Raw genomic sequence first — 19,275 nt, 5'->3', positions numbered from 1 at the left:
AACGCTATCCTTGGGGCATGGCTTCCACCCAGGCATCCTCCTCCACTTCTTCACGCCGGTGGCTCGGCCGGGCGCTGTGGGCCTTCCTGGCCCTCACGCTGGTCGGTGCGGCCACGCTGGCCGTGTCCTGGTCCGTCATGTCCCGGGACGCCGACAGCTTCCTCACCATGTTCGCGATCCGCGTGCCCAAGACCATCACCAAGGTCCTGGATCACGATGGCAACGTCATCGGCATCTTCGCCGAGGAACATCGGGTGGTGATCCCCTACGGCGACATCCCCAAGGCCTTTGTGAATGCCCTCGTGGCGACGGAGGATGCGGATTTCTGGGGGCACAGTGGCGTGTCGGCGCGCGGCCTCATGCGGTCCGGATGGAACTTCGTCACCAGCTTCGGCCGTCGGCGCGAAGGCGCCTCGACACTGACCATGCAGCTCATCCGCACCGTCACCGCCAAGCGTCAGAAGCGCCTGGATCGCAAGCTGAAGGAGATCATCCTCGCCCGCAAGCTGGAGAAGGCCTACTCCAAGAAGCAGATCATGGAGATGTATGCCAACGAGGTGTACTTCGGCGGCGGGCGTTACGGCATCGAGGCTGCCGCGGCGTTCTACTTCGGGAAGAGCGCGCCGCAGCTCAACGTGGAGGAATGCGCCCTGCTGGCTGGGCTGGTCCAGAATCCCAATTGGTACAACCCCTACAACCCGGACCCCAAGGCCCGGGCGGCAGCCAAATCCCGGCGCAACCATGTGCTGGTCCGGATGGTCAAGGAGGGCTACCTCAAGACGCAGGAGGCCAACCTGCTCATCGAGAAGCCCATCCGCCTGGCCCGGGAGAACGCCCGGGAAGAGGCCGTGGCCCCCTATGTTGTGGAGGAGGTCCGCAAGTACCTCTATGAGAAGTACGGCCGCGAGCAGGTGCTGAATGGTGGTCTGGAAGTGACGACCACGGTGGACAGCTACTGGCAGGAGGCCGCGAATCAAGCCGTGCGGGCCGGACTGAAGGTCGTGGACCGGCGTCGCGGATTCCGGAAGGACGCCGTGCAGTTCGTGACGGACCCCGAGACGACGCAGCTCAACGGCTGGAAGCGCTACTTCGAGACCGGCGACAGTGTCCGTGGTGTCATCCTCGGCTGGAAGGGGACCAAGGCCCAGGTGCGCATCGGTACGGTCAGCCTGGAGGTGCCCGAAAGCGCCTTCGCCTGGGCCGGCAAGGACTTCCACAAGCTGCTCCCCCGGGGGGCCGCACCGCTCTTCCTGGTGAAGACGGCAGAGGACGGCACGCCGAAGACCCTGGAACTCGATCAGGAGCCCCAGGTGGAGGGCGCCCTGATGGCCCTGGATCCGAAGACTGGCGAAGTCCGGGCCATGGTGGGCGGCTACGACTTCAACCGCTCGAAATTCAACCGCGCCATCCAGGCCCAGCGGCAGGTGGGATCGACCATGAAGGCCTTCGTCTACGGCGCGGCCTTCACGGCCGGGAAGACTCCCGCCAGCATGGTCCTGGACGTGCCGACGCGCTTCGTGAACACCGTGGACTACCTCACGGTCACGCTGCCGGACGGCACCTCGGAATACAAGCCCCTGCGCGGTGGCGTGAAGCCCTACGAACCCAAGAACTACGAGCGGGATTTCTGGGGCCCCATCCCGATCTGGGAAGCCCTGCGCGATTCCCGCAACGTTCCGGCGGTGCGCACCCTCGAAGAGACCGGCGTCCTCAACGTCGTCGATTTCGCGCGGAAGTGCGGCATCACCGGCCCCATCCCGCCCTATCCCAGCATGGCCCTGGGTTCTGCCGATCTCACCCTGAGGGAGATGGTGCGCGGCTACGCCACCATCGCCAACGACGGCCTGCAGACTCCCGTGCCCTTCTTCATCAAGAAGGTGGTCGATCGCAACGGCCGCATCCTGGAGAGCCACAGCGGGGCGGCCACCGAGCAGGTGCTGGATGCCCAGAGCACCTACCAGCTCATCCAGTGCCTACAGGGTGTGGCCTACAACGGCACCGGGGCCCGCGCCGGGGCGGAATTGCAGTGGCCGGTGGCGGGCAAGACCGGCACCACGGACGACCATACCGATGGCTGGTTCATCGGCTTCTCCACCCGTGTGGTCTGCGGCGTGTGGGTGGGCCTGGATGAGAAGAAGACCATCTTCCGCGGCGCCGATGGCGCCAAGGTGGCTCTGCCCATCTGGATCGATTTCATGAAGGTCGCCCTGCCGACCACCCAGCGGGAGGAATTCCAGGCGCCCGAAGGCATGGAGTGGGCGGACATCGACCGCTACACGGGCCTGCTGGCGACCTCAGCGACCGCCGACAAGGTGCTCCATCTGGCGTTCAAGCCAGGCACCGTCCCCAAGTCAGGCAGTGACGCTGAAGCCATCCAGAAGGTGAAGGAGGCCCGCGACGAGGCCGCGGTCCAGCCAGTGGAGAACCGTATCTGGGGCCGCCCGCCGCAAGTGGAGGAGGCCAAGCCCGTGGATCTGAATGCCAGCGATCCTAATGGATGATCCGATATCCACCCGCTCCAAAACAAAGGGCGCCGAAGGGCGCCCTTTGTTTTTGGGGTGAGGGAAGACGGGGCTACTTCTTCTTCCACGCCTTCGTCGGCGCGGCCTTCCAGGGGCGCGGAGTCTCTTTGGTGGTGGGGCGGTCCTCCCAGGTCTTGCGAGGGCCGGTGGAGGCGCCTGGCTTGGGCTTCACATAGGGACGAGGCTTCTCGTCGAATTCGCTCCGGGGCTTGAAGCTGCCATCGGGGCGGGTTTTCGAGAAGGCGGAATCGGGGCGGGGTGAATCACCGCGGGCGGCGTTGCGTTCCGCATAGGAACGCTGGGGACGGGGCCCACCCTCCTTGCGCTCGCGGGGGCTGTCGAAGCGGGGCTTGGCTTTGCGCTCGGGTTCGTTGGGCAGATCGAAACCGGCGGACTGTTCGGCCTGGACGAGGCCGAGGAGGCCCGCCACGAGTCGCACGGGATCCGCATCCTTCAGCATCTGGGTGGCCTGGGCCAGGAGCGCGGCGCTGGCTGCGCCCTGGATCCCATCCAGGAGCTTGACGGTCTGGGCTTCGCGGATCTCCGCGGGGGTGGGCACGGCGCGCCAGTCCAGCTTCAGTCCACCGCGCCGGCCCCAGGCCAGCAGGATGCGGCTTTCCTTCCAACCCACCAGGGCCAGGCTGGTGCCCTTGGCGCCGGCGCGGCCCGTGCGGCCGCTGCGGTGGATGTAGTTCTCAAGCTGCGTGGGGATCCCCACATGAACCACCAGGGGAAGCCCCTCGATGTCGAGGCCGCGGGCGGCCACGTCCGTGGCCACCAGGTAGCGCAGCTTGCCCTCCTTGAACTGGCCGAGGATGCGGGTGCGGGTGGCCTGGGCCAGATCACCGTGCAGGAAGGCGGCGGGCAGCCCTGAGACCGTCAGCTCTTCCGCGACTTCCTCGGTCTGCGCCTTGGTCTTGGTGAAGATCAGGGCGGAGCTGGGCTGGTCGCGCAGCAGCAGGTTCACGAGCGCCCGCACATGCTGGTGGTCGGGCACCAGCACGGGGGTGTGGGCGATGTCCGCGTGCACGGCGTGCTCGCCAGCCTCAGCCAGCTGGATCTGGACGGGATCCTTCAGGAAACGTTTCGCGAGCTTGGCGATGGGGGCCGGCAGCGTGGCGGAGAACAGGTAGGTCTGCGGACCTTCAGGCACCTTGGCGAGGATGGTTTCCACGTCTTCGAGGAAGCCCATGTTCAGCATTTCATCGCACTCATCGAGGACGATCATGGTCACGTGGCTCAGGTCGAGGGTGCCACGATCCAGGTGATCTTTCACCCGACCCGGAGTGCCCACAACCACGGGCGAACCCATCTGCAGGGCCCGGAGCTGGGGCGGATAGGCCACGCCACCGACGAGGTTGGCGATGGGCAGCTTGGGCACGAGGCTGTGCAGCTCGGCGCCCACCTGCTGGGCCAGCTCCCGGGTGGGGGCGAGGATGAGGGCCTGGGTGTGGCGCTCGTCGGAGAGCCGGTGCAGCAGGGGCAGGCCGAAGGCCAGGGTCTTGCCGGAGCCGGTGCGGCTCTGCACCAGCAAGTCACGGCCTTCGAGACCGGGCTTGAAGGTCTGGGCCTGCACGGGCATTGGGGTCTCGAAGCCGCGCTTGGCCAAGGCGGCCAACAGGGCTTCGCTGCAGCCTAGGGCTGCGAAGGTGGTCTCACTCACGATGTCTCCCGGGGCTATCCCTGCGCGAGTGTGCCGAATGGCAATCTCTGTTGGCGGACAGCGCCAGCCGGGAGGGGCCCAAACGATCAGCATCCCACGAAACGCCTTGATATTCCAGGGAGAATCGCAGATCAGGCATACTGGTCCATGGTCCTCCCCGAAGATCGCATCCTCACGCTGCCTCTCGGTTCCGATCCCGCCCTGCGACGGCGGTACATGGTGCTCGACGAGGATCTCCCGGCCAACGTGCGCTTCGGCCTGATCCTGGAGGTGCTCGACAAGGTGGCGGAGGAGTGCGCCCTCGACTACGTGCGGCAGACCCATCCCCGCGCCCGGGTGGTGACCGCGGCCATCGACAACATCTATGTGCGCAGCGCCGCGGATGTCCACCGGGACCTGGTGTTCCGGGCGCGGGTCAACTTCGTGGGCCGCACGAGCCTGGAGGTGGGCATCCGTGTCGAGCACGCCGCCGGTGCCGACGGCGGCCCGCCCGCGCACATCGCCTCCTGCTATTTCACGATGGTGGCGCGCAGCACGACGGGAGCCGGCGCGGCGAGCCTGACCTTGCCCGCGTTCCAGCCCGACGACCCCCTGGCGGTGCGGCGCTGGGAGCGGGCCATCGCCCGGCGGGAGGGCTACCGGCAGCAGCTGCACCAGGCCCAGGAACCCCCCAGCCGCGAGGAGTACGCGCTGCTGGCCTCCCTGCACGCCGCCCAGGAGGAGCCCGACTTCCGGGGCCTGATGGCCGGCGACTGCGTCACCAGCGGGTGGGAGCGCACCTATCCCGAACACGAGAACGTCCCCACCAAGATCTTCGGTGGGCATCTGATCCGCCAGGCCTTTGAGCTGTCCTCCATCTGCGCCGAGCAGGTGGCCCCCCACCGGCCCGTGATCGTGGCCGTGAACCGAATCAACTTCGTCCAGCCCGTGCGCATGGGCGACAAGCTCCAGTTCCTCAGCCGGGCGGTCTACTCCGGGGACACCAGCGTCGGCGTGGAGACGGACATCATCCGGGTGAGCCGCGACCGGACCCAGACGAATCTTTCCAATAGCTGCGTCTTCACCTTCGCGAACGTGGATGACGAACTGAACCCCCGGCCGGTGCCGTCCATCTACCCCACCACCTACGCCGAGGATGCCCGCTACCTGGCCGCCCACCGGCGGCGCGCCATGCGCCTGGCCTGGAAGGCCTCTCGTAAGAGGTAAGATCGCAGGATGACCACCCTGCTCCTCATCCGTCACGGCATCGCCGAAGATCCCAGGCCAGGTCAACGGGACGCGGACCGCGCCCTGACCCGGGAGGGCTGGGCGAAAACCCGGGCCGCCATGCGGGGTCTTGTGGCCCGGGGCTACATGCCCACCCGGGGCTTCAGCAGCCCCTACCGGCGCGCGATGGAGACCATGATCTGTCTCCAGGAGGCCGCGGGGGCCTTTCCCATGGAGACCTCCCTGATGGTGCTGCCGGAGACCCGCCCCGCGCTGGCGGATCTCTGGCTGCGTGGGCTCGCCGCCGAGGCGGACGGCGTCCTGGTCCTCGTCAGCCACCAGCCGTTCCTCGGGGAGCTGGTGTTCCATCTCACGGGCCGCAGCCTCGAGGTGAAGAAGGCCAGCTGCACCGTCATCCGGTGGGAGGCTGGCGCCTGGCGCTTCGAGGGACAGCACCAGCCCTCCGAGCTGAGGCACGGCTCATGAGGCCCCAGCCGACCTTCGCCACGCTGCCGTCGGGCCTGAAGCTCCACTATCGCGTCCAGGGGAATCCGCAAGGTCCCTGGCTGGTGCTGCTGAATGGCCTGCTCTCGGACACCACCATGTGGGCCGGCGTGCTGCCGGGCCTGACGTCACGCTACCGCGTCCTCACATTCGACAGCCGGGGGCAGGGGAAGTCCGATGCGCCTGAGGAAGGACCCTATGCCACGGCCCTGCTGGCCCAGGAAGCCTGGGAACTGTTCAGCGCCCTGGGGGTGCAGCGCCCCTGGCTGCTGGGGCTGTCCAATGGCAGCGCCATGAGCCTGGAATTGCTCATCACCCACCCCGGCGCCTTCGCGGGAGCGGTCCTCACCAGCGCCATGCCGCGCATCGACTTCGCCATGGCCCTCAAGGCCGAGCACTGGGCCCACTGCCTGGAGGTGGGCGGCCCCCTCCTGCAGTTCGACGCCGTGGCCCCCTTCCTCTGGGGCGACGCGTTCCTGGAGGCCCGCCATGGCGTGCTGCGGGCCTACCATCAGGTGGTGACGGGCGGGGCCGAGAAGCCCATGCACGGCAACCTCCACCAGATTCGGGGGATCCTGGGCTGGGACATCCGGGAGCGGCTGAGTCTCATCCAAGAGCCCGTGCTGCTGCTCTCCGGCGCCGAGGATCTGTTGACGCCCCCCTGGAAATGCCTGGAAACGGCCCGGCGGATTCCGGGTGGGCGCTTCGAGATCGTGCCGGGTATCGGACACGCCTACCCCGTGGAGGACCCCAAGGGATTCGTGGCCAGGGTTCGCACCTTCATGGATAAAGTCGACGCCGGGTTTGGCCGATAGGGGAATCTGGCCTACCATACATGCTTCCCCGAGCCACTTCCGACTCGCCCTGCCCCTGAGGTGACCTATGGCCACCCCTTCTCAGTCTCCCGCCATCTTGAGCTTGCAAGAGCTCAAAGAGCTCTCCATCGGCAAGCTCGCCGAGCTGGCGAAAGATCTCCAGATCGAGAGCCCGCTGTCCATGCGCAAGCAGGAGCTGGTGTTCCGGGTGCTCCAGGCCCAGGCCGAGCGCGAGGGCCAGTTCTTCGCCGAGGGCGTGCTGGAGGTGCTGCCCGAGGGCTTCGGCTTCCTGCGCAGCCCTGATCAGAACTACCTGGCGGGGCCCGAGGACATCTACATCTCGCCCAGCCAGATCCGCAAGTTCAACCTGCGCACCGGCGACACACTCTCGGGCATGATCCGCGCCCCCAAGGAGGGCGAGAAGTTCTTTGCCATGCTGCGGGTGGATGCGGTGAACTTCGATCCCCCGATGCTGGCCAAGGAGCGCATCCACTTCGATGACTTGGTGCCCCTGTACCCCAAGCACCACCTCCGCATGGAGCGGGACGCGCAGGAGCTGAGCACCCGCGTCATGGACCTGATGACGCCCCTGGGCAAGGGCCAGCGCGCGCTCATCGTGGCCCCGCCGCGCACGGGTAAGACCGTGCTGCTGCAGAACATCGCCAACTCCATCACCGCCAACCATCCCGAAGTGTTCCTCATCGTGCTGCTCATCGACGAGCGTCCCGAGGAAGTGACGGACATGGAGCGCAGCGTCAAGGGCGAGGTGGTCTCCAGCACCTTCGACGAGCCCGCCACCCGCCACGTCCAGGTGGCCGAGATGGTCATCGAGAAGGCCAAGCGTCTCGTTGAGCACAAGAAGGACGTGGTGATCCTGCTGGACTCCATCACGCGCCTAGGCCGGGCCTACAACACCGTGGTGCCCCCCAGCGGCAAGGTGCTCTCCGGTGGTGTGGACAGCAACGCCCTCCAGCGGCCCAAACGGTTCTTCGGCGCGGCCCGCAACATCGAAACCGGCGGCAGCCTGACGATCATCGCCACCGCGCTTATCGAGACCGGCAGCCGCATGGACGACGTGATCTTCGAGGAGTTCAAGGGCACCGGCAACAGCGAGATCGTGCTGGACCGCAAGCTCAGCGACAAGCGTATCTTCCCGGCCATGGACATCCAGAAGTCCGGCACTCGCAAGGAGGACCTGCTCATTGACGCGGCCAAGCTCGCCAAGATCTGGGTGCTCCGCAAGATCCTCAGCGCCAGCGGCCCCAGCGAGAGCATGGAACTGCTGGTGGATCGGCTCGGGAAGGCCAAGACGAACGACGAGTTCCTGGCCAATCTCCAGGAGCCGCCCCCGCGGCGGTAGCCATGATCGGCACGGCGCAGCATTGGGAGAAGATCCACGCCACGAAGGGCGATGAGGTGAGCTGGTACCAGCCCACCTCGACGGAATCCGCGCGGCTCATCCGGGCCTGCGGGTTGGTGCCAGGGGCTTCGGTGCTGGACGTGGGGGCCGGAGCTTCAGTGCTGGTGGATGAATTGCTGGAGGCGGGCTACCGTCCCACCTTGCTGGAGATCGCGGAAGCAGCCTTCGTCCGGGTGAAGGACCGGCTGGGGGCAAGGGCCGCGGAGGTGCGCTTCATCCTCGGTGATATCACCGAGACGGAATTGCCCGAGGCCGCCTACGATCTGTGGCACGACCGGGCGGTCTTCCATTTCCTGACGGAGCCTGGCCAGCGGGAAGCATACGTACGGGCCTTGAAGCGGGCGCTGAAGCCGGGCGGTTTCGTGGTGCTGGCGGGGTTCGCGCTGGATGGCCCCACGACCTGCAGCGGCCTGCCGGTCTGCCGGTACGATGCGCAGGGCCTTGCGGAGCAGCTGGGCGAGGGCTTCGAGCTGGTGGAATCATCGAGGGAGCTGCACGCCACGCCCTCCGGTGCCACCCAGTCCTTCCAATACACGCGGTTCCGGCGGCTCTGAATTTGGCCGCCGGCCAGATTCGGAGCCCTCGCTACACTGGAAGGTCGGACAAACCATGACCTTCCCGCACAGCCCCTTCCACATCCGCGACATCGAGGTGCCCAACCGCCTCGTGATGGCGCCGCTCCATGAAATCACCGATCAGCCCTTCCGGAAATTCATCCGGGAGATCGGCGGGGTGGGGCTCACGGTGTCGGAGATGATCAGCAGCGAGGCGCTGATCCGGCATGCGGTGAAGGCGGAGAAGATGATGGCGGCCACGGGCGAGCGGCCCTTGTCCATGCAGATCTCCGGGGGGCGTCCCGAGGCCCTGGCCGAGGGCGCGGCCCTGTGCGAGGCGGCTGGTGCCGACCTGGTGGATCTGAACATGGGCTGCCCGGCCAGCAATGTCACCAAGGGTGGCGCTGGCTCGGCGCTGTTGAAGGACATCCGCCTGGCGGAGCGCTGCGTGACCGCGATGGTGAAGGCCGTGAAGGTGCCGGTGACGGTGAAGATGCGGGCAGGCTGGGACGCTTCGCAGAAGGAGCGGGGCGAGTTCCTGGACTTCCTGCGCATGTTCGAGGCCGTGGGCGTGCAGGCCCTGGCCATCCACCCGCGCACCCGCGCCCAGCAGTACGAGGGCCACGCGGATTGGAGCATCATCGCCCGGGCCGTGGAGGCGGGCACCTCGTATCCCATCATCGGCAACGGGGACGTGAACGCCGCCGCCGACGCCTTCCGCATGGTCGAGGAGACCGGCTGCACCGCGGTGATGATCGGCCGTGGCGCGCTCTACAATCCCTTCCTCTTCCGCCAGATCCTGGAGCCGGAGTTCGTGGTGACCACCGAGATGCGCATCGATGCCACGCTGCGCCTCTTCCAGATCCTGCTGGACCTGCTGGAGCCGCGCGAGGCCCTGCACAAGATCAAGAAGATCGGCGCCTGGTTCACCAAGGGCGTGCCCGGCGGCCACGGCTTCCGCCAGAACCTCCACGCCGCCAGCGATCCCCAGGCCCTCCTGGCGGCCATCGACGCGCTGCGGCATCAAGCGGCCTGACGGCTGGGTCTGGCCACAGATGGACACGGATGAACACAGATCAGGCTCACGCCTCTCATCCGTGTTCATCTGTGTTTATCCGTGGCTGATTCCTTGATCGCCTGGTGGTTCAGCGGCGTCCGCCGCCGCCGAAGATGGAGCCCATGACGCCACGGATGATCTGGCGGCCGATGGCACTGCCGGCGGCGCGGAAGACGCTCTTGCCGAAGGACTCGATCAGGGTGTCGGAGCGGCGGGCTGGCTCTTTCGAGGCTTTGGCCTCCTCATTGGCCTGGGCCTCGGCGGCCTCCTGCTGCATGGCCTGCTCGGTGCGGGTCTTGAGTTTCTCGAAGGCGCTCTCCCGGTCCACGGCCTGCTCGTAGTGGCCGGCCAGCAGGGAGCTCTTGATGATCTGCTGCCGCTCCTCGGGTGTGATGGGCGACAGCTGGCTTTCCGGTGGGCAGACGAAGGCCCGCTCCACGACGGTGGGGCGGCCCTTCTCGTCCAGCAGGGACACCAGGGCCTCGCCCACGGCCAGTTCGGTGATGGCCGTGGCCACGTCGAGGTCGGGGTTGGCGCGGAAGGTCTCGGCGGCGGCCTTCACGGCCTTCTGGTCGCGAGGCGTGAAGGCGCGGAGGGCGTGCTGCACCCGATTGCCCAGCTGGCCCAGGACCTTCTCGGGGATGTCGAGCGGGTTCTGGCTCACGAAGTAGACGCCCACGCCCTTGGAGCGCACCAGGCGCACCACCTGCTCGATCTTGTCCAGCAGGGCGTCGGGCGCGTCGTTGAAGAGCAGGTGGGCCTCGTCGAAGAAGAAGGCCAGCTTGGGCTTCTCGGGATCGCCCACCTCGGGCAGGCGCTCGAAGAGCTCCGACAGCAGCCACAGGAGGAAGGTAGCGTAGAGCTTGGGGGCGTTGATGAGCTTGTCTGCCGCCAGGATGTTGATGACGCCGCGGCCCTTGGCGTCGGTCTGGATGAGGTCGTCGAGATCGAGGGCGGGCTCGCCGAAGAAGGCCTCGGCGCCCTGGCTCTCCAGCTCCAGCAGGCCGCGCTGGATGGCGCCGATGCTGGCGGCGGAGACATTGCCGTACTGGGTCTTGAACTCGGCGGCATGGTCGCCCACGAACTGGAGCATGCTGCGCAGATCCTTGAGGTCCAGCAGCAGCAGGCCGTTGTCGTCGGCGATCTTGAACACCAGGTTGAGCACACCGCCCTGGGTGTCGTTCAGGTTCAGCAGCCGCGCGAAGAGCAGGGGCCCCATGTCGCTGATGGTGGTGCGGACCGGATGACCCTGCTGGCCGTAGAGGTCCCAGAAGGCCACCGGATAGCCTTTGTACTCGAAGCCCTCGAGCTTCAGCTGCCCGACGCGCTCGGTCACTTTCGGGTTGTCGCCGCCGGGCTTGCAGACGCCGGGCAGATCGCCCTTCACGTCTGCCAGGAACACCGGCACGCCGATGGAGGAGAACCGCTCGGCCATGGTGCGAAGCGTCACGGTCTTGCCGGTGCCCGTCGCACCCGCCACCAGCCCGTGGCGATTGGCCATGCGGGGCAGCAGGACGAGTTCGGAGGCGCCTTTGGCGATCAGCAGGGGCTCGGGCATGGAGGCCTCATGACGATGGAATGAGTGTAGCGAAGCTCGCGCAGGCGCGGTGCTCAGGCAGGCCCGGCGGCCGTGGCCTCTTCCAGGACGAAGGTGGTGCCGTCGGTCTGGGGCGCCCGCCGGATGGCGCAGGTCTCCGCGGGGCAGCGCTCACAGTACAGGCGGCCGCAGGGATCCACGTGAGTGTGCACCTCGCCTTCGATATCGGCCTCTTCCAATGCCCGCTTGCCGAAGCCTTCGCAGAGGTCGTGGGCCTGGCGCACGGGGTAGTACTCGGGCACCACCATGTGCACGTCCACGTGGGTGTAGCGGCCCGAGCGGAAGGTGCGCATCTCGTGGACGGCGAGGATGTCCCAGGTGCGGGTGCGATTCATGGCCGCCAGGACCTTGCTGAGCACTTCAGGATCCTCCATGTCCAGCAGGGCCTGGGAGGATTCCTTCACCAGGCGGAAGCCCGTGCGGGCCAGCAGCAGGCCCACGATCATGGCCATGACGGGATCGAGCCACTTGATGCCCGTGAACTTCACCGCGAGCAGGCCGGTGACGATGCCCACGGTGGTCCAGAAGTCGGAGAGGATGTGGTGTCCGTCGGCCTCCAGGGCCTTCGAGCGGGTCTTGCGGCCCTGGGTGAGGAGGAACCAGCCCAGCAGGCCATTGAGAGCGCCGGCCAGCAGGTTGACGGCCAGACCACGGCCCAGATCTTTCAGCACGACACCATGGATGAGTCCCTCGGCGGCCTCGAAGAGGATGAAGGCCGCGGCCAGGGAGATGAGGCCACCTTCGAAGGCCGCGCTGAAGTGCTCGATCTTGCCGTGGCCATAGGGATGTTCCTTGTCCGCGGGCTTGCCGGCAAAGACCACGGCGCCCAGGGCGAACACGGCGGCCACCACGTTCACCACGCTCTCGATGGCGTCGGATTTCAGGGCCACCGAGCCCGAAAGCACGTAGGACAGGTATTTCAGGCCCAGGACGACGGTGCCCGCCGTGATGGACAAGAGGGCGATGCGGACCCGGGATCGTTGTTCGAGGTGTTCGGCGGACATGGCTGCTCCGGACTCCACGGTACCAGCCGAAAGGAAGAAAGGACGCCACGAAGGGCACGAAGTGAAAACGAGAACACGAAGACATAGACTCATCCTTCGTGGTCTGGCTCGTTTCTTCGTGTCCTTCGTGGAGATCCTTATCGCTGGTCTATTCGAAGTCCTCGAAGAGCCCACGCTGGAAGCCGTTGCCGGGATCCGTCGGGAAGGGGAAGGCTGCGGGCACGGACCAGGGGCGATCGGGATCGAAGGGGGGCGGCGGGGGCAGCTCCGGCGGCAACCAGCGGAGGGCGGGAGCAGGCTGGATCTGGGCCAGCATCGCCAGGGCCCCGGCTTCGGGGGGCACGGCTGGCACGCGCAGAAGAATGGCCGGCGGATGGTCCAGGGTGTCGGGCCAGGCGGCGGGCTGGAGGGCGCGGGCTTCGAGTGGCGCGGGGTCGCGCGGATCGGCTGCGAGCCCAGGCGTGAAGGCGCCGGGCGCGGGGGGGAGCGGCAGGCTCGCCCGCCAGGGCAGGCCCTCCCGTAGGGCCTGGCGCCCAAGGAGGGCGGCGGTCCGCGGATCGCCACCGGCACCCAGGTGAATGGGCGTCCGCAGTCGCTCCTGAAGCAGGGCCTTCAGGGCCCGCAACTGGCCGAAGGCCACGGGCCAGGCACCCCCGGCCCGCTGGAACTCGATGCCGCCCACGAGGGCCAGGCGCCAGCCCGCGGCACGTCGCAGGAAGGGGAGATCCACCCAGGCGCCCGCGGACATGCGCTGGGCCAAGCCCCGTTCCGCCGCGCTCTGGGCCTCGGACATCGCGGCGATCAAGGCCTCGCCCGAGGCCAGGGTGGAAAGGGCGCCGAGAGGCAGGACCACTTCGCCCCAGAGCCAGCCGGGAGGCACCTCATCGCCGGGCGCGGGGGTGCCCAGGTCGGGCAGGTGCCAACCGCTTCCTGTTCGTGGAACCCAGCCCACGACACCTTGGCGCCAGGCTTCACCGAGGGGGCCTTCGGGCATCTCCGGGACGTGGAGCCAAGCCCGGAAGGCGCCACCGGGGAGTTGCGCCACCGCCTCGGGTCCAAGGTGCAAGGTCAGGCCCGGGATGGCGGAGATCGCCTCCCACCAGCCCTGCCGCGATTCGGAGGGCAGGGCCTCCATCCAGGCCGGGGGATGGTCCCAGATCAGGCCGAACCCGCCGGGAAGCAGGGCCGCCAGGTTCATGAGCCTAGCCAGGGCACGGCCCGGCGCGGCATGGACCGAAGCCAACCCCTCTTCGAGGAACCGCGAGCCCGCCCAGCCCGCCCAGGGACCGTCCGTCGCCGCACGCAGAATGAAGCCCCGACCTTCGTTCTCCGTCACCGGGCCTCCCTGGTGGCGGAATCTGGAATCAGGGGCAGGGGGGCGAACATCGGTCGGCCCACGCCACCGGGAGAGAAGGCCCGGTCCCAGCGCTCCCTCAGACGGAGGGCGGCTGCCCGGGCGGCTGCCCGGTCCTCCAGCCCCCGCAGGCGCAGGCCCAGCCAGGTCGCCGAGAGGAGACAGCCCGTGCCCCGGCGCTGGCCCGGCAGGCGTGGCGCAGCATCCAGGGCCTCGATGCCGTCTCGCGTGATCCAGAGGTCCTGCACCAGGTCGCCGGGGGCATGACCGCCCTTGAGCCACACGGCCGCGGCCCCGGCCTCCAGCCACGGCGCCGCCAGTGTCTCGGACGCCGCCCCGCGGATAGCCTCCGGTGGCAAACCAGCGAAGGCGGCGGCCTCACCCCGGTTGGGGCTTACCACCCAGCCACCCATGGGCAGCAGGTCCGCGGCCATCCGGCGCAGATCCCCGCCATCATGCAGGCCCACCCCGGCGCTGGGAGCGAGGATGGGATCCCAGATGCGCAGGGGCGGCGCGAGGTGGTGCAGGGTGGCGCAGAGCCGCCTGAAGGTGTCCGCCTCCAGGGCGCAGAGGCCGATCTTCACGCCCCAGCGACCCGCCAGATGGGGCGCGAGGGTTTCGAGGCCCTGGACCGGGTCCAGGCTCGGGGGCTCGATCCGGGTGCAGGCCAAGCCGTTCTGGAGGGTCTCCGCCAGGCTTACGGCCATGGGCTGGCAGCCCAACTCCGCCAGGGCCAGGGCATCGCGCAGGAGGCCCGCGCCGGCGGACGGATCCATCCCGCCCAGGCACAGGGCGACCGGCGGGGCGCTGGGGTAGGTGGCTTCCATGGCGAAGTCCCAGGATGACACAGGATGAACGTCCGGCGCTCCCTCGCGGGCGCATGTGCATCGCAAAGAAAGACGGGGTTTACCGTGTCCCGGCCCCCGGGAAAGCCAGGGATCGGGCCCATCGCGGGTTCATAGGGAGCGGCGCCTGTTAATATTTAAAAAAAGCACTTTGGCATAAAACAGGACCCGCCGAAGCGGGTCCTGCGATCCTGGTTTCCGGCCGAAACCGGTCGGCCTGGTCCTACTTGCGCTTCTTGCCGCCCTTGCCGTTGACTTCGTCAGCCAGCTTCTTGCCGGGCTTGAACTTGGCGACCTTCTTGGCAGCGATCTTGATGGGCTTGTTGTCGCGAGGGTTGCGGCCGGTGCGGGCGCCGCGGTTGGCGACGGAGAAGGTGCCGAAGCCCACGAGGGTGACCTTGTCGCCAGTGCGCAGGGCGGAAGCGATGCCACCGAGCACCTGATCCAGGGCCGCAGCGGCCTGGGCCTTGGTGATACCGGCCTTGTCGGCGACGGCGCTGACCAGTTCAGCCTTGTTCATGGAAACCTCCGAATTTGGGGATCTGTGTCCCCGGGTTGAGGAAAACGGAATCGCCTCCCATTGGAGACGACCGTACCTGCTGAGTTTTCGAATATCATTGGTCCGCAAAGGCCGATGAATACTGTATTTCCTAAACTGCCAAGAAGCTACGCCGCAGACGCAGCATGGTCAAGGCTTTTCTTCGAAAAAAAATCGCAGATCGGCTTCCCTGCGGATTCTCGAGGGCCATGGAACACACGGAAGGCCGGAAATGCTGAAACCTAAGTTCCATGCCTGTCGCAGATCACCGTAGAACGGGCCATTGGGAGAGAGGCTGCCCGCAGAAGGCCAGCAGGGGGGCGATTCACGGCCTTTAAGCGCCAAACAAAACCCCCACACGGCATGGTCTGGTTCCGTCAGACACCCTCTAAGATGGGTCCTATGACGCACCCCTTCTTCCTCACCGTGGCCTACGCAGGTGGTGGCTTTCATGGTTGGCAGATCCAGACGAGCCTGCGGAGCGGGCAGGGGGAACTGTGGAAGGCGCTGTGCGCCTTCGATCCTGAGGCGCCCATGCCCCAGGGCACCGGGCGCACGGATGCGGGGGTGCATGCGCGTGCGCAGGGTGTGCTGATCCATACCGTCCGGGCCTGGGAGCCCTATCGCCTCCTGGCCGCGCTGAATGCGCACCTGCCGAAGGACATCCGGGTGATGCAGGCGCGGCCCGCTCCCGAGGGCTTCTTTCCAAGGCAGCATGCCGTGGCCAAGCGCTACATCTACAGGTTGGGCCTGGGGCCGGCGGAAGATCCCTTGATGGCACCGTTCCGCTGGCATCTCCACCAGGCTGCGCCCCTGGACCTCGCGGCCATGGCGGAAGCGGTGCCTCCCCTGCTTGGCACCCACGATTTCACGAGCTTCCGCAACTCAGAATGCGCCGCCCAGACCCCTGTGCGCACCCTGCATGCCATCCAGCTCACTCCAGGGGATGGCTGCGTGGATCTCATATTCGAGGGCAGCAGCTTCCTCATGCACCAGGTCCGCATCATGACCGGCACGCTGGTGGAGGTGGGGAAGGGACGGCGGAGCCCGGAATCCATGGGCGCCGTGCTGGCCGCGAAGGACCGCAGCCGGGCCGGTCTCACCGCCCCCCCCTGGGGACTGTGCATGGAAAAGGTCTGGTACGAAGCCCGCTGGGGCATGAGCGACCCCAGCCCCTGGGGTGAGCGAGACTGAGGGCCGGCGCCTCAGTCCAGATAGAACCCAACGCCCTGCCAGACCTTGAAGCGGGTCTTGCCATCCTTCGAGGTGGCCGGGTCGAAGACGACCTTCTTTGCGGCTTCCACACAGGCTTCGCCCGCCTCCTTCTCATCCTGGCCGTCGCCGGGGAGGCCCTGGATCAGGCGCGAGGCGATCACTTCGCCCTTCTCGTTCACCAGGACGTTCACCACGACGACGCCCTTGGGCCGGCCGGCGAAGAACCCCGAGGACTTCAGGCGCGGCACCACCCGGTTCAGGTTCAACGGTCGGGCCGGCTGGACCTCCGGACTCAGCACCACCAAGTCCCCCTCGGCCGGGACGGCGCTCACCTTGCTGCGCAGTTCCTCGTTCTCCGCCTTGAGCCTTGCCGCCTCGGCCTTGGCAGCTTCGGCCTCCTGCCGGGCGGCCCGCACATCCTTCAAGATGGCATCACCCCCCCCCTGGTTCTCCTGGAGGGTCGCGCGGACCTGGTCCGCTTCCTTGCGGGCGGTCTCGGCCTCTGCCCGGGACAGGTCCCTGGCCTTCTGGGCGGCGGCGAGTTCCTGCTGGAGATCCTCGGTGGCCGCCAGCCGCTGCTTGAGGTCGTCCCGCTCTTCCGTGAGCCGTTTGACCTGGGCCTGAAGCTGGGCCGGTGTGGGCTTCTTCGCGGCGGCGAGGGGCAGGGTGATCAAGAGCAGGGCGAGGGCGATGCGCATGGTGCCTCCGGATCCGGGAGGGATCAGCGCATGGCACCCGGCTGATCGCTTCCCTTGGTGAGTTTTGACGTCTTGAGAATCCCACGCTTGATGAGCCGGGAGAAGATGGCGAGGCATTCCGCCTGCTCGAACGGTGCGATGGTGAGGATGTCGCGGATGGACCACAGGCCATTCACGCGACTGGCCAGGAAGGCCTCGTTGGAGCCGAGATCGGTGGTCATCAGCTCATCCATGCTCACGGCCAGCTCGGGGACCAGCTCCTGATCCAGCTTCCGGTCCTCCAGGAGGTCTTGCACCACGGCCATCATCTTGCCGGCGTCCACGTGTCTGGGCTGGTCCTTGAGGATGCGGCGCAACTCCTCCTGCGCCTCCTGCAGCTTCTGCTTCTCCACGAGGGCGCGGGCCCGCTGCAGCTGGAGGCTCGGATTCTCCGCGACTCCGCCGCCCTCCTTCACGATGCGCACCAGGCCCTTCTCGTGGAGGTCGAAAAGCAGCTTGTTGATCTTGAACTCGGGCATGCGGATGCTCAGCACGAGCTGATCCACGCAGATCTTCCCATCCAGGCGCGCCAGGAGGTCGGCATCCTCGGAAGCCAGGGGCAGGTGCTCGGCGATGGCCTCGGAAACGGCCATCAGCACGGCATCGCCGCCCCTGATGATCCGCCGGATGCGCTTCCAGTCGTCCATCCGACGGGCGCCCTCAAGCACAATGCCGGTGACGTCGAGGCTGAGCAGCATGGACTTCTGGTGGGAGGCCAGCCCGTCGTGAAACTCGAAGCTGCCTGCGCTCCAGAGGAAGGTGTCGTAGATGCTCTCCTCGACCTTCAACTGCACGATGCGCCGGACTTCGGCCTCGGTGATCAGGTGGCGGTTGATGAGGATGCGGCCCAGCAGTTGCTGCTCGTCCTCCTGGGTGGCCAGAGCTTCCCGCAGCTGGTCTTCGGTGATGCGGTTGGAGGCGAGCAGGAACTGGCCCAGGTACTCCCGCGGATCGGAGGACCACACGCTGGTAATGCGGCCCTCGTGGAAGGCCACACGCTTGGTGTGCAGGGGGCCACGGAGCTCGAGCACACCGGACTTCTTGCCCACGGCGAGCCACTGGAAGAGATCTTCCAGGCCCATCGTCGCCAGATCGCCGCTCAGCGCCAAGAACCTGCCTCCCGTAGGGACAAGGCTACCTCGATCCTTGTTGAAAACACAGGGAGATCAAAAATCTACAAGACGCCGAATCCACCTGGCTTCCGAATCGGCCGGGGCCCAGGTTCCAACTCGGGGGTCAAAGCCGCGTCAGGGTTTCCCGGATGGCCTGATTCAACAGGTCTGGATGGTGCCGCGCCATGGGGGCCTCGGGGTCCAGCAGGGGGAAGCGATGGACGGGGATGCCCAATACCTCTGCGGAGGGGGCGGCAATCGGTTCGCCGCCCTCTTCCCGATAGCGGGCCAGCATTTCCGGCCCGAGCGGGGCCGAGTTGGCGATCACGGCTGAGATGCCCACGCGCCCGAAGGCGGCGATGGCGGCCACATGGTTCTCCAGATCCAGGCCGGAGGTCTCTCCGGGTTCGGTCATGAGGTTGGCCACATAGACCACCGGTGCCCGGGAGATGGCCACGGCCTCCTGGAGTTCCGAAAGGAGGAGGTTGGCGATCGTGGAGGTATAGAGGCTGCCGGGGCTGAGGATCACGAGATCCGCCCGCAGCAGGGCGAGAACCGCCTCAGGCAGGGGTTCGGCTCCGGCGGGCTCCATCCACAGGCGGGCCAGGGGTGGGCGGCAGGAACCCACAGCGGTCTCCCCCTCGTAGCGGCGCCCGTCCATGTCCTCGGCGCAGAGGGTGATGGGCACCACGGTGGAGGGGAAGAGGCGGCCCAGAGTCACCAGCACCCCCGAAAGCTGCCGGATGGCGCGCACCCAGTCGCCCGTGAGATCCGCCAGGGCCCAGAGCATGAGGTTTCCCAGGGAGTGTCCGGCGAGGCTGCCGTCCCCCTTGAACCGGTAGTTCAGGAGGTCGGAGAGAGCCGAATCCTCCAGCGTCAGGGCCGAGAGACAGTTGCGAAGATCCCCCGGCGGGATGCCGCCCAGCTCGTCGCGGAGCCGCCCGGAGGAGCCGCCGTTGTCGGACACGGTGACGATGCCCGTGAGCTTCCAGGGGTCGCGGCTGCGGCCGGCCTCGCGCTTCAAGGCCCGCAGCAAGGCCGCGAGACCCGTGCCGCCGCCCAGGGCCACCACCTTCAGGGGCTGATCGGCATGGAGACCCAGGGGGCCTGACATGAGGCGGTCCGGCGCTGG

At 67.4% G+C, this 19,275-nt stretch carries 17 protein-coding genes; 8 read left to right on the top strand and 9 right to left on the bottom strand.

Going from position 1 to position 19,275, the window contains the following annotated elements:
• The first annotated feature begins 17 nt into the window (after window positions 1–17).
• Window positions 18–2,501: a penicillin-binding protein 1A gene (locus tag NOV65_RS04160; RefSeq protein ID WP_257304619.1), complete on the top strand. Its 2,484-nt coding sequence runs from the start codon at window positions 18–20 to the stop codon at window positions 2,499–2,501.
• A 73-nt stretch (window positions 2,502–2,574) separates the two neighbouring features.
• Here NOV65_RS04160 and NOV65_RS04155 read toward each other — a convergent pair whose 3' ends face one another.
• Window positions 2,575–4,185 (bottom strand): DEAD/DEAH box helicase, encoded by a 1,611-nt coding sequence (locus NOV65_RS04155; RefSeq protein WP_257304617.1) that lies wholly within the window; start codon window positions 4,183–4,185, stop codon window positions 2,575–2,577.
• A gap of 147 nt (window positions 4,186–4,332) precedes the next feature.
• Here NOV65_RS04155 and NOV65_RS15400 point away from each other — a divergent pair, with 147 nt between their 5' ends.
• The 6 genes from NOV65_RS15400 (at window position 4,333) to dusB (ending at window position 9,720) form a co-directional block, all read left to right on the top strand.
• The gene (locus NOV65_RS15400; RefSeq protein WP_306671933.1) at window positions 4,333–5,391 is read left to right on the top strand and encodes an acyl-CoA thioesterase; all 1,059 of its coding nucleotides are present in this window, start codon (window positions 4,333–4,335) and stop codon (window positions 5,389–5,391) included.
• A 9-nt stretch (window positions 5,392–5,400) separates the two neighbouring features.
• Window positions 5,401–5,877, top strand: coding sequence for a SixA phosphatase family protein (locus NOV65_RS04140; protein ID WP_257304616.1), 477 nt, complete (start codon window positions 5,401–5,403; stop codon window positions 5,875–5,877).
• The gene (locus NOV65_RS04135) at window positions 5,874–6,710 is read left to right on the top strand and encodes an alpha/beta hydrolase (protein ID WP_257304615.1); all 837 of its coding nucleotides are present in this window, start codon (window positions 5,874–5,876) and stop codon (window positions 6,708–6,710) included. Before NOV65_RS04140 ends, NOV65_RS04135 begins: the two co-directional genes overlap by 4 nt.
• A 97-nt stretch (window positions 6,711–6,807) precedes the next feature.
• Window positions 6,808–8,070 carry a transcription termination factor Rho gene (gene rho, locus NOV65_RS04130; protein ID WP_257306008.1) on the top strand — a complete coding sequence of 421 codons (1,263 nt, stop codon included), beginning with the start codon at window positions 6,808–6,810 and terminating at the stop codon, window positions 8,068–8,070.
• Between the two features lie 2 nt (window positions 8,071–8,072).
• Complete coding sequence (locus NOV65_RS04125; RefSeq protein WP_257304613.1) at window positions 8,073–8,684, top strand: class I SAM-dependent methyltransferase; 612 nt, start codon at window positions 8,073–8,075, stop codon at window positions 8,682–8,684.
• A gap of 55 nt (window positions 8,685–8,739) precedes the next feature.
• On the top strand, window positions 8,740–9,720 hold the full coding sequence (dusB, locus tag NOV65_RS04120; protein WP_257304611.1) for a tRNA dihydrouridine synthase DusB: 981 nt from the start codon (window positions 8,740–8,742) through the stop codon (window positions 9,718–9,720).
• A 109-nt stretch (window positions 9,721–9,829) separates the two neighbouring features.
• Here the strand turns inward: dusB and NOV65_RS04115 are convergent, their stop codons facing one another.
• The 5 genes from NOV65_RS04115 to NOV65_RS04095 form a co-directional block, all read right to left on the bottom strand.
• The gene (locus NOV65_RS04115) at window positions 9,830–11,299 is read right to left on the bottom strand and encodes a DUF853 domain-containing protein (protein WP_257304610.1); all 1,470 of its coding nucleotides are present in this window, start codon (window positions 11,297–11,299) and stop codon (window positions 9,830–9,832) included.
• Window positions 11,300–11,352: 53 nt separating this feature from the next.
• Window positions 11,353–12,342 carry a cation diffusion facilitator family transporter gene (locus tag NOV65_RS04110; protein WP_257304608.1) on the bottom strand — a complete coding sequence of 330 codons (990 nt, stop codon included), beginning with the start codon at window positions 12,340–12,342 and terminating at the stop codon, window positions 11,353–11,355.
• 148 nt (window positions 12,343–12,490) lie between these two features.
• Complete coding sequence (locus NOV65_RS04105) at window positions 12,491–13,678, bottom strand: hypothetical protein (RefSeq protein WP_257304607.1); 1,188 nt, start codon at window positions 13,676–13,678, stop codon at window positions 12,491–12,493.
• The gene (locus tag NOV65_RS04100) at window positions 13,675–14,523 is read right to left on the bottom strand and encodes a bifunctional hydroxymethylpyrimidine kinase/phosphomethylpyrimidine kinase (protein WP_257304605.1); all 849 of its coding nucleotides are present in this window, start codon (window positions 14,521–14,523) and stop codon (window positions 13,675–13,677) included. The genes NOV65_RS04105 and NOV65_RS04100 overlap by 4 nt, the downstream gene beginning before the upstream one ends.
• A gap of 241 nt (window positions 14,524–14,764) precedes the next feature.
• The gene (locus NOV65_RS04095; protein ID WP_257304604.1) at window positions 14,765–15,061 is read right to left on the bottom strand and encodes an HU family DNA-binding protein; all 297 of its coding nucleotides are present in this window, start codon (window positions 15,059–15,061) and stop codon (window positions 14,765–14,767) included.
• A gap of 420 nt (window positions 15,062–15,481) precedes the next feature.
• On the opposite strand from NOV65_RS04095, the gene truA reads away from it, so the two are divergent.
• On the top strand, window positions 15,482–16,273 hold the full coding sequence (gene truA / locus NOV65_RS04090) for a tRNA pseudouridine(38-40) synthase TruA (protein WP_257304602.1): 792 nt from the start codon (window positions 15,482–15,484) through the stop codon (window positions 16,271–16,273).
• A gap of 11 nt (window positions 16,274–16,284) precedes the next feature.
• Here truA and NOV65_RS04085 read toward each other — a convergent pair whose 3' ends face one another.
• The 3 genes from NOV65_RS04085 to NOV65_RS04075 all read right to left on the bottom strand — a co-directional run bounded on the left by NOV65_RS04085 (window position 16,285) and on the right by NOV65_RS04075 (window position 19,257).
• Complete coding sequence (locus NOV65_RS04085; RefSeq protein WP_257304600.1) at window positions 16,285–16,992, bottom strand: hypothetical protein; 708 nt, start codon at window positions 16,990–16,992, stop codon at window positions 16,285–16,287.
• A gap of 23 nt (window positions 16,993–17,015) precedes the next feature.
• Entirely contained in the window at window positions 17,016–18,140 is a 1,125-nt protein-coding gene (locus tag NOV65_RS04080) for a DUF4388 domain-containing protein (protein WP_257304598.1), read from the bottom strand.
• A gap of 127 nt (window positions 18,141–18,267) precedes the next feature.
• A complete protein-coding gene (locus tag NOV65_RS04075; RefSeq protein WP_257304596.1) occupies window positions 18,268–19,257 on the bottom strand; it encodes a gluconeogenesis factor YvcK family protein in 990 nt (329 codons plus the stop codon).
• Window positions 19,258–19,275 lie beyond the last annotated feature (18 nt).

Source organism: Geothrix campi, assembly GCF_024609265.1.
GTDB lineage: Bacteria > Acidobacteriota > Holophagae > Holophagales > Holophagaceae > Geothrix > Geothrix campi.
The sequence above is the reverse complement of the archived record's forward strand: the minus strand, read 5'-3'. Positions and strand labels throughout refer to the sequence as shown.

What these genes read in the sequence shown, in the direction of transcription:
- NOV65_RS04160 (WP_257304619.1), top strand. Translation starts at nt 18, where the DNA reads ATGGCTTCCACCCAGGCATCCTCCTCCACTTCTTCACGCCGGTGGCTC.
- NOV65_RS15400 (WP_306671933.1), top strand. Translation starts at nt 4,333, where the DNA reads ATGGTCCTCCCCGAAGATCGCATCCTCACGCTGCCTCTCGGTTCCGAT.
- NOV65_RS04140 (WP_257304616.1), top strand. Translation starts at nt 5,401, where the DNA reads ATGACCACCCTGCTCCTCATCCGTCACGGCATCGCCGAAGATCCCAGG.
- NOV65_RS04135 (WP_257304615.1), top strand. Translation starts at nt 5,874, where the DNA reads ATGAGGCCCCAGCCGACCTTCGCCACGCTGCCGTCGGGCCTGAAGCTC.
- NOV65_RS04125 (WP_257304613.1), top strand. Translation starts at nt 8,073, where the DNA reads ATGATCGGCACGGCGCAGCATTGGGAGAAGATCCACGCCACGAAGGGC.
- dusB (WP_257304611.1), top strand. Translation starts at nt 8,740, where the DNA reads ATGACCTTCCCGCACAGCCCCTTCCACATCCGCGACATCGAGGTGCCC.
- NOV65_RS04115 (WP_257304610.1), bottom strand. Translation starts at nt 11,299, where the DNA reads ATGCCCGAGCCCCTGCTGATCGCCAAAGGCGCCTCCGAACTCGTCCTG.
- NOV65_RS04110 (WP_257304608.1), bottom strand. Translation starts at nt 12,342, where the DNA reads ATGTCCGCCGAACACCTCGAACAACGATCCCGGGTCCGCATCGCCCTC.
- NOV65_RS04100 (WP_257304605.1), bottom strand. Translation starts at nt 14,523, where the DNA reads ATGGAAGCCACCTACCCCAGCGCCCCGCCGGTCGCCCTGTGCCTGGGC.
- NOV65_RS04095 (WP_257304604.1), bottom strand. Translation starts at nt 15,061, where the DNA reads ATGAACAAGGCTGAACTGGTCAGCGCCGTCGCCGACAAGGCCGGTATC.
- truA (WP_257304602.1), top strand. Translation starts at nt 15,482, where the DNA reads ATGACGCACCCCTTCTTCCTCACCGTGGCCTACGCAGGTGGTGGCTTT.
- NOV65_RS04085 (WP_257304600.1), bottom strand. Translation starts at nt 16,992, where the DNA reads ATGCGCATCGCCCTCGCCCTGCTCTTGATCACCCTGCCCCTCGCCGCC.
- NOV65_RS04075 (WP_257304596.1), bottom strand. Translation starts at nt 19,257, where the DNA reads ATGTCAGGCCCCCTGGGTCTCCATGCCGATCAGCCCCTGAAGGTGGTG.